The following is a 7,532-nucleotide window of genomic DNA, read 5'->3' as shown; positions in this document are numbered from 1 at the left end:
GGGTTCTGGGGGCGGACTGGCTGGCTCGGAGGGTGGGGAGGGTGCCGTCGAAGATCTGGCGGCCGTGGTCGATGACCATGACTCTCGTGCAGAGGGCTTCGATGTCGTCGAGGTCGTGGGTGGTGAGGATGACGGTGGTACGGCGTTCCGCGTTCACCTGGGCGAGGAATTCGCGCAGGCGGGCCTTGCTGATGACGTCGAGGCCGATGGTGGGTTCGTCGAGGTAGACGATCTCGGGGTCATGCAGGAGGGCAGCTGCGATGTCGCCGCGCATGCGCTGACCCAGTGAGAGCTGCCGGACCGGGACGTCGAGCAGGTCGCCGAGATCCAGCAGCTCGACGAACGTGGCGAGGTTCTCGCGGTGGCGAGCGATCGGGACGCCGTACATCTTCTGCAGGACGGCGAAGGAGTCCTTCAGCGGCAGGTCCCACCACAAGGTCGTTCGCTGGCCGAACACGACGCCGATCCGCTTGGCGAGTTTGAGGCGTGCCCGGGACGGGTCGACGCCGGCGACGCGGATGGTGCCGCCGCTCGGGACGAGGATGCCGGTGAGCATCTTGATGGTGGTCGACTTGCCGGCGCCGTTCGGGCCGATGTAGCCGACGACCTCACCGGGCTCGACGGTGAACGAGAGGCCATCGACCGCGCGGACCTCGCGCTTGGTCCGGCGGAGTCCGGTCCGCGAGGTGACGGTGAAGGCGCGGGACACGTCGGTGAGTTCGATGACTGGCATTTCAGCTCCCTGTACTGCGATAGCGACGAAGACCGGCGCGCCAGCCGAGGGCCGCGAACGCGACCATCACCGCGGCGGCGACCGGGGACAGCAGGCCGATCCAGGAGGGCAACCCCAGTGGAGGTTGCTTGTCCAGCACGAAGAGCACCGGATAGAAGTTCACGAACGCCAGCGGTACGACGAACGTCACCGCCCGCACCACGTCCTTCCCGAACGCGGTCAGCGGGTACTGCGTCAGCGTGCGACCGCCGTACGTGAAGGAGTTGGACAGTTCGGCGGAATCGATCGCGACGAACTGGAACGCCGCACCGAGCACGAAGAACGAGCCGAAGATGCAGGCGCCGGCGATGGTGCTGACGACCATCATGATGCCTTTGGCAACGGTCCAGTCGACGTCGAGCTGGGTCAGCGCGATCACCAGTACGGCGACCGCCTGTAGCACGCGGCCGAGCTTGTCGAGGCGGAACTCGTCCGCAGCGGTTTGGATGATCGCTGGTACCGGCCGAACCAGATACCCGTCCAGCGAACCCATCCGGATCCGCCGGCCGACCCGCTCGATCGACCCGGTGACCAGGTCGGCGATCCCCATCGTCAGTGAGGACGTTGCGTACAGCAACGCCATCTCGGCGAGCGAGAACCCACCGAACGCGTTGATATGACTGAACATCAGGAGCACGGCGAGGAAGTCGGTGATCGTGATCAGGATGCCGGTCACCATCAGCAGCACGAACGACGCCGGGTAGGCCAGGGTGGACCGGATCCACATCGCGGCGAGCATCCAGTACTGCCCCGGGGCCTGCAGGATTCGCTCAACCACCTTGGATCACCACCTTGCGCGTCGCTAGCTGGGTTACGAGTTGGCCGACCAGGAGCAGCACCAGGATCCAGCCGATCTGGAAGAGGAGCGCGCCCCCGATACCGCTCGGGTTCCGGCCGAGCCAGATGTCGATCGGCACCTGCAGCGTGGCCGCCCACGGCGTCGCCCGGACGAACTCACCGAACCAGCCCGGGAACACGACCAGCGGCAGAACCGCGCCGGAGAAGAACAGCGACACGAGCATCGCGGCCGCCTCGGTCCCCCTCGAGTCGATGATCCAGAACCCGGAGAGCGCGACCAGGTACCGGATCCCGAAGCTGACCAGGATCGCGAACAGCAGCCCGATCGCCACCGCCAGCCAGGCCTCAGGCCGGGAGGGAAACTTCAGGTCGAACACCAGCGCCCCGACCAGCAACGGGATCCCGCCCCGCACGATCAGCTGGAACATCGCCCGGCCGAGATCCATCGAAAGCCACCACAGCAGCAGGTGCGTCGGCCGGTACAGATCGACCGCGATCTCGCCGCTGCGAACCCGCTCCCCCAGCTCGACCGTCGTACTCGCACCGAACAGCCCGATCGGCAGCAACAACCCCTGCTGCAACCAAACGAACGTCAGCGCATCGTTGACGTCGTACCCACCGAGTCCCGGCCGTTCGTTCCACAACGTCAGATAGACACCGCACAGGATGAACCCGAACACCGAGTTGGTGAACGCACCGGAGACAGTCGCGATCCGGTACGTCGCAAAGCGCCGGAACGACCGCATTGCGATCGCCCAATAGACGCCCACGGCAACCTCCTCTCACACATCGAGGTGGTGTCCGAGGGCCCAGCGGCACGCAGAACTACCCCGAATCCATCAGGACCCGGGGGTTCGGACACCACTGTGGCAGGCATGAGTAACCCACGCCGTTCTGTCAAAGGAAAGGTGCCGACCGTACGACGCCCACATCCCACCCGTCAACCGGGTTAGCGTCGCGAAGAACACGCAGTAGTCCCACCGGAATCGTTTCCGACCACCTCCACCCGGCGTATCGGGCCACTACTACGTGTCCTTAGCGTCGGGTCCAGAGGTCGTAGGGAGTCCGGACGGGCGCGAACCCGGCGGCTTCGGCCAGCGCGACGGCCGCCGGGAAGCCATGGGCGAGGGCTGACGGGCTGTGCGCGTCACTGGCGAAGGTGATCGTTCGGCCGCCTTCGGCGCGCCACCAGCGCAGGATCTCGGCGTCCATTGGGAGCTTGGTGTTGAGCTCCAGCGCCTTGCCAGCGCCGGCCAGCGCCCGCAGGACTGTGCGGTACTCGTCCTCGAACACAGTGGGATCGAAGGGATCGCCCGGCCAGTAGCGGGCCGGGTAGTCGATATGGGCGAGGACGTCGAACCCGTCATACCGCTCGATCATCCGCAGCGTCTCGGCCAGGTACTCGCGGATGACGTCCGCAGCGGGGAGGTACTCGTAGGCCAGGGAGACCTCGCCGACGCCGGCGGGTGTACGCATCGAGTGCACCGCGGCGATCACCAGGTCGAACTCGGTCGCGCGAAGAAGATCTGCCACGGGACCGGGGTGCCAGTGCGGATCGCTCAGCTCGACCCCGGACCGGATCCGCAGGCTGGGGAACAGTTGCCGGCAGCGTTCCAGACGGATCCGGTACGACGGGAGGTCGAGCGCGGGTGGAGTCAGGACCTCGTGGGTGACCAGGTGCCGCCAGGCAGCCGGGAGGTCGGTGCCGGGCGAGACGTGCCAGCGGGTGAAGTCGGCGTGGTCGGTGAAGACGATTGCGGGGAGGCCGAGCTCGACAGCTCTCGCGCAGGTCGCCTCCATCGAACCGTCGGGGGCGTCCCAGGAACACTGGCTGTGCACATGACTGTCCGGGGGCAGCATCCGGTGATGCTAACCGGGCCGGCCGGAGACCCCTCAGGCTCCGGCCGGGCCGGGGATCAGTCGGACTCGAGGACTCGGGCTAGGAGGGTGGCGAAGGGGTCGGGGTGGGTTAGGTAGCCGGCGTGGCCGCCAGGGAAGGTGACGACGGGCCATCCCAGGTTCTCGGCGATCTGCTGGATGGGGCGGCCTGGGAGGTATTCCAGGGAGTCGGCGCCGGCGGCGGGGACGACCTTGGCGGCGGCTGCTTTCAGGGCGTCCAGGTCGGGCTGGTAGCGGGTGAACGGGAGGAGTTTGTGCTGGTAGAAGGTGACCGCGTTGGCCTGGAGGCGGCCGAACATCTCCAGTACCTCGGGCAGCATGTCCTCCGGCGCGGGCGGCTCATCCTGATCGGTGCCGATACCACGACTGAACAGGACGTCGGCCGCCTCGACTCCGTCGGTACGGAAGGTGTCGTAGACCTGCTCGAAGAACGCCCGGTGGTCGGTGGCATCCGGTAGTACCTCGACGGCCGGGGGTTCGTGAGCAACCAGCAGCCGGACCCGGTCGGGGTGCCGGCTGATCAGTTCGAGACCGGTGATCGCACCCGAACTGCTCCCGAACACGTACGCCGGTTCGCTCCCGCCGACCACGTCGATCAGGGCCAGCGCATCCTCGGCCGACTGGTCGACCCGCTCGTCAGCCGCAGCACCGTCGTACAAGCTGCGTGAGCAACCCCGCGGGTCGTACGCAACAACCGTGTAGTCCGCAGCGAGCCGGCCGACGATCCCGTCGAAGATCCCGGCATCGGTCCCGCCACCGGCGATCAGCAGCAGTACCGGCCCCGATCCCGTCACCTCGTAGTGCAACGTCGCACCCGGCACAGCCAGCTTGTTCACCGTCTTGGCACCCATCGCAGGCAACCCCTCTCACTAGTTGCCTCACCCTCCCCCGACCCACTGGCATCCCACGCACACACCGCTGGTACGACGTTGAGCCCGGCTCGCCTATCGCGGTCGGTGTGCATCCTCCGATGGACAGGACGTATGTGCCCACTGAGCGCCCCCGGCCGTGATGCCGAGCGTGGCGCCGGGACCCAGCACACCTATACGTCCTGTCGGTCGGCGGGAACAGGATGTGTACGCGACGAACAGCCGCGTCGACAGCTCCGGAAGGACGTCACCCGGCCTTGATGAAATCAGCCACCGCGTCCGCCACCAGCTGGACGGCGATCGCGCTCAGCAGCAGACCGGCGATCCGAGTCACCAGCAGTACGCCGTTCTCCCCCAGGATCCGCATGATCACGCCCGAGAACCGCAGGGTCAGCCACATGATCAGGTGGATCAGGATGATGCCGACGGAGATCGCGATCACGTCCGGCAGCCGACCGTCCGCGCGCTGCACGAACACCATCGTGGCCACGATCGCACCCGGGCCGGCGAGCAACGGCGTACCCAACGGGACGAAAGCGATGTTGACGTTCTTGGTCTGGACCGGGTCCTCGGCGGTATCGGTCAGCAGCTGCAACGCGATCAGCAGAAGCAGCAGGCCGCCGGCACATTGCAGCGCCGGAAGCGTAATACCGAGGTGGGACAAAATCTGCTGACCGAACGCCGCAAAGACCACGATCACACCGAACGCGACCAGCACCGCCTGCCAGGCCGCCCGCTTGCGCACCGCGCGGGACTGCCCCGCGGTCAGCGAGATGAAGACCGGCACCGTCCCCGGCGGATCCATGATCACGAAGAGCGTGACGACGACCGAGCTGAGCAGGCCGAGGTTGATGATGTCGTTCATGGCAGGTACGCCTCTGGAGCCTGTACGCCGGGTGCGGCGGCCGCATTGGCCTTCGCCACCTCGAGCAGCCGCTCGAACTGCTCAGGGTCGGTCGTGTTCACACCGAGATCGTGGTCGATCTTGCCGGCCCCGTGGTGGTCGCTCGACCCGGTCCGGATGATGCCGAGGTCGTCGGCGATCCGGGTCAGCGCGGCCCGGGACTCCGGCGAGTGATCCTGGTGCTCGACCTCGATCCCGGCCAGCCCGTGCTCACTGACCAGCTGCGCGATCATGTCCTCGGTCATCACCTTGTAACTGGACCGCCCCCACGGATGCGCGATCACCGGCACACCGCCGGCCGCGCGGACGAGGTCGATCGCGTGCCCGGGCTCGATCGCGTAGTGCGACACGTGACCCGCCCGGCCATCGGCCAGGAACCGGTCGAAGGCCTCGGTCCGGTTCGCAACGGTGCCGTTGGCAACCAGTGCGTCGGCGACGTGCGGCCGCCCGACGGACGGCGTACCGGTCGCTTGGGCGAGGACCTCGTCGACGGTCAGCGCGACGCCGATGCTGTTGAGCCGGGCAACGATCGCCGGAATCCTGTCAGTGCGGCCGTCTCGGACCGTCCGGAGTTCGTCGGCCAGCTGCGCCGACGACGGATCCAGCAGATAGCCGAGCAGGTGCACGCTGATCCCGTTGAGTTTGCAGGAGATCTCGATCCCCGGCACGAACCCGATCCCGAGCCGCTCGGCCGCCTGCCGCCCCTCCACCCAGCCGTCGGCGGTGTCGTGGTCGGTGAGCGCGATCACGTCGAGCCCTGCCTGCTGGGCGTGACTGATCAGGTCGTCCACCGGGTCGGTGCCGTCCGAGCGGTTCGAATGGGTGTGCAGATCGATGCGCACGAGCGGTCGGGATCCCTTCGCCGTACCTGATATGGACATCTGTCAGTGCAGATGCTATCCGCGATCGCCCCCGAAACCTGCCGGTTGTCCTACCCTGGGCCATGGAATCGCAGCGCATCGACTGTGTGGGAGCACTCGTGTACGACGAGCAACACCGACTGCTCGTCGTTCGCCGCGCCAACGATCCGGGTCGCGGACTGTGGGCCCCACCCGGCGGCCGCGTCGAACCCGGTGAGGACGATCCCACCGCCGTTGCCCGCGAAGTCGCCGAGGAAACCGGTCTCACCGTCGAGGTCGGCCGCCTGGTCGGCGAGGTCGAACGCGAAGCCCCACAAGGCCGTCTCTACGTCATCCGCGACTACGAGGCGACGCCGCTGGCCGGCACCCTCACCCCTGGTGACGACGCGACGGACGCCCGCTTCGTCACCCGCCCCGAGCTCCTCGCCCTCCCGACCACCACCCTGCTGATTTCCACGTTGGACCAGTGGAACGCCCTCCCGAGCTGAAACCTGTGGCATCCGGTACGCCGGTTCCGTGACACTGCCTTGATGGACCTGGCACAGGCGATCGAGGACAACACGGCCGAGTTGCTGATGGCGATGGGCGCGGCCGGTGGTGGTTCACAGCGTGATGACGCATCGGCCCGGTGGACGATCGGTGGGTCACCGCTCGACTATCACAACGCGGTTGTCGCGGCTGGTGGTGATCTCGAGCAGGTCGTCGCGGAATCGGCGGAGGAGTTGCGCAGGTACGGCGTACCTGGCACCTGGCATGTTGGCCCGTCGTTCCGTTCCGCCGAACTCACTGATCACCTGATCGCGGCCGGGTTCGCACCCGATGGCAGCGAGCCCGGGATGGCGGTTCGCCTCGACGAACTTCGCGCGCCGGCCGCCGTACCGGGGTTGGAGCTTGAGCGTGTCACCGACGATGCCGGGCTGGCGATCTGGGAACAGACGCTCGGCCGAGGCTTCGGCGAAGGTGAGAAGGAGGCCCACTGGGTCGCCTCCGTCTACCGCACCCTCGGCTACACCGACCCCTGGCGCCACTACGTCGCCACCCGCAACGGCTCCCCCGTCGGCACCATCACCATCTACCTGACGGCCTCCGTAGCCGGCGTCTACTTCGTCATGACCGTCCCCGAAGCCCGCCGCCAAGGCATCGGCGCCGCCCTCACCCACAAAGCCCTAACCCAAGCCACCACCCAGTACGCCGTCCTCACCTCATCCTCCGCCGGCCAATCCGTCTACACCTCCCTCGGCTTCCAAACCCACTCCCACATCGACCTCTACACCCTCGATCCACGGAGTCCTACTGTCACGGAGAGCCTGTAGCGAAATGGCGTTTTGCCGGCCGGGGCATCGAATCTGTCGGGCTGGTCGGGCTGGGTGGCCCCGGGGTCAGGTTGCTGGGTGGAGGGTGTGGTTGTGGAGTTTGAGGAGGTTGACCAC

The 7,532-nt window shown here is 67.2% G+C and carries 9 protein-coding genes; 2 read left to right on the top strand and 7 right to left on the bottom strand.

The annotated features are described in order from the left end of the window. The 7 genes from E1261_RS41390 to E1261_RS41360 form a co-directional block, all read right to left on the bottom strand. Nucleotides 1-733: ABC transporter ATP-binding protein (locus E1261_RS41390; protein WP_132415235.1), on the bottom strand; the 733-nt coding region annotated here is incomplete at its 3' end. Nucleotide 734: 1 nt separating this feature from the next. Beyond that, the gene (locus E1261_RS41385) at nucleotides 735-1,550 is read right to left on the bottom strand and encodes an ABC transporter permease (RefSeq protein ID WP_238176775.1); all 816 of its coding nucleotides are present in this window, start codon (nucleotides 1,548-1,550) and stop codon (nucleotides 735-737) included. Then, nucleotides 1,543-2,340 carry an ABC transporter permease gene (locus tag E1261_RS41380; protein WP_132415234.1) on the bottom strand — a complete coding sequence of 266 codons (798 nt, stop codon included), beginning with the start codon at nucleotides 2,338-2,340 and terminating at the stop codon, nucleotides 1,543-1,545. The genes E1261_RS41385 and E1261_RS41380 overlap by 8 nt, the downstream gene beginning before the upstream one ends. Nucleotides 2,341-2,605: 265 nt before the next feature. Next, entirely contained in the window at nucleotides 2,606-3,430 is an 825-nt protein-coding gene (locus E1261_RS41375) for a PHP domain-containing protein (RefSeq protein WP_132415233.1), read from the bottom strand. 56 nt (nucleotides 3,431-3,486) lie between these two features. Beyond that, a complete protein-coding gene (locus tag E1261_RS41370) occupies nucleotides 3,487-4,320 on the bottom strand; it encodes an alpha/beta fold hydrolase (RefSeq protein WP_132415232.1) in 834 nt (277 codons plus the stop codon). A 265-nt stretch (nucleotides 4,321-4,585) separates the two neighbouring features. After that, entirely contained in the window at nucleotides 4,586-5,203 is a 618-nt protein-coding gene (locus tag E1261_RS41365; RefSeq protein WP_132415231.1) for a MarC family protein, read from the bottom strand. Continuing rightward, nucleotides 5,200-6,084 (bottom strand): PHP domain-containing protein, encoded by an 885-nt coding sequence (locus E1261_RS41360; RefSeq protein WP_132415230.1) that lies wholly within the window; start codon nucleotides 6,082-6,084, stop codon nucleotides 5,200-5,202. The genes E1261_RS41365 and E1261_RS41360 overlap by 4 nt, the downstream gene beginning before the upstream one ends. A gap of 101 nt (nucleotides 6,085-6,185) precedes the next feature. Here E1261_RS41360 and E1261_RS41355 point away from each other — a divergent pair, with 101 nt between their 5' ends. Both E1261_RS41355 and E1261_RS41350 read left to right on the top strand, forming a co-directional pair. Further along, nucleotides 6,186-6,590: an NUDIX hydrolase gene (locus E1261_RS41355; protein WP_132415229.1), complete on the top strand. Its 405-nt coding sequence runs from the start codon at nucleotides 6,186-6,188 to the stop codon at nucleotides 6,588-6,590. A 42-nt stretch (nucleotides 6,591-6,632) separates the two neighbouring features. After that, nucleotides 6,633-7,415: a GNAT family N-acetyltransferase gene (locus E1261_RS41350; protein ID WP_132415228.1), complete on the top strand. Its 783-nt coding sequence runs from the start codon at nucleotides 6,633-6,635 to the stop codon at nucleotides 7,413-7,415. The last annotated feature ends 117 nt before the right edge of the window (nucleotides 7,416-7,532 follow it).

This window comes from Kribbella albertanoniae, assembly GCF_004348455.1.
Taxonomy (GTDB): Bacteria; Actinomycetota; Actinomycetes; order Propionibacteriales; family Kribbellaceae; genus Kribbella; species Kribbella albertanoniae.
This window is presented reverse-complemented; position numbering and strand designations above follow the sequence as displayed.

Excerpts from the sequence above, each read along its gene's own strand:
- E1261_RS41375 (WP_132415233.1), bottom strand. The coding sequence starts at position 3,430 with ATGCTGCCCCCGGACAGTCATGTGCACAGCCAGTGTTCCTGGGACGCC.
- E1261_RS41370 (WP_132415232.1), bottom strand. The coding sequence starts at position 4,320 with ATGGGTGCCAAGACGGTGAACAAGCTGGCTGTGCCGGGTGCGACGTTG.
- E1261_RS41365 (WP_132415231.1), bottom strand. The coding sequence starts at position 5,203 with ATGAACGACATCATCAACCTCGGCCTGCTCAGCTCGGTCGTCGTCACG.
- E1261_RS41355 (WP_132415229.1), top strand. The coding sequence starts at position 6,186 with ATGGAATCGCAGCGCATCGACTGTGTGGGAGCACTCGTGTACGACGAG.
- E1261_RS41350 (WP_132415228.1), top strand. The coding sequence starts at position 6,633 with ATGGACCTGGCACAGGCGATCGAGGACAACACGGCCGAGTTGCTGATG.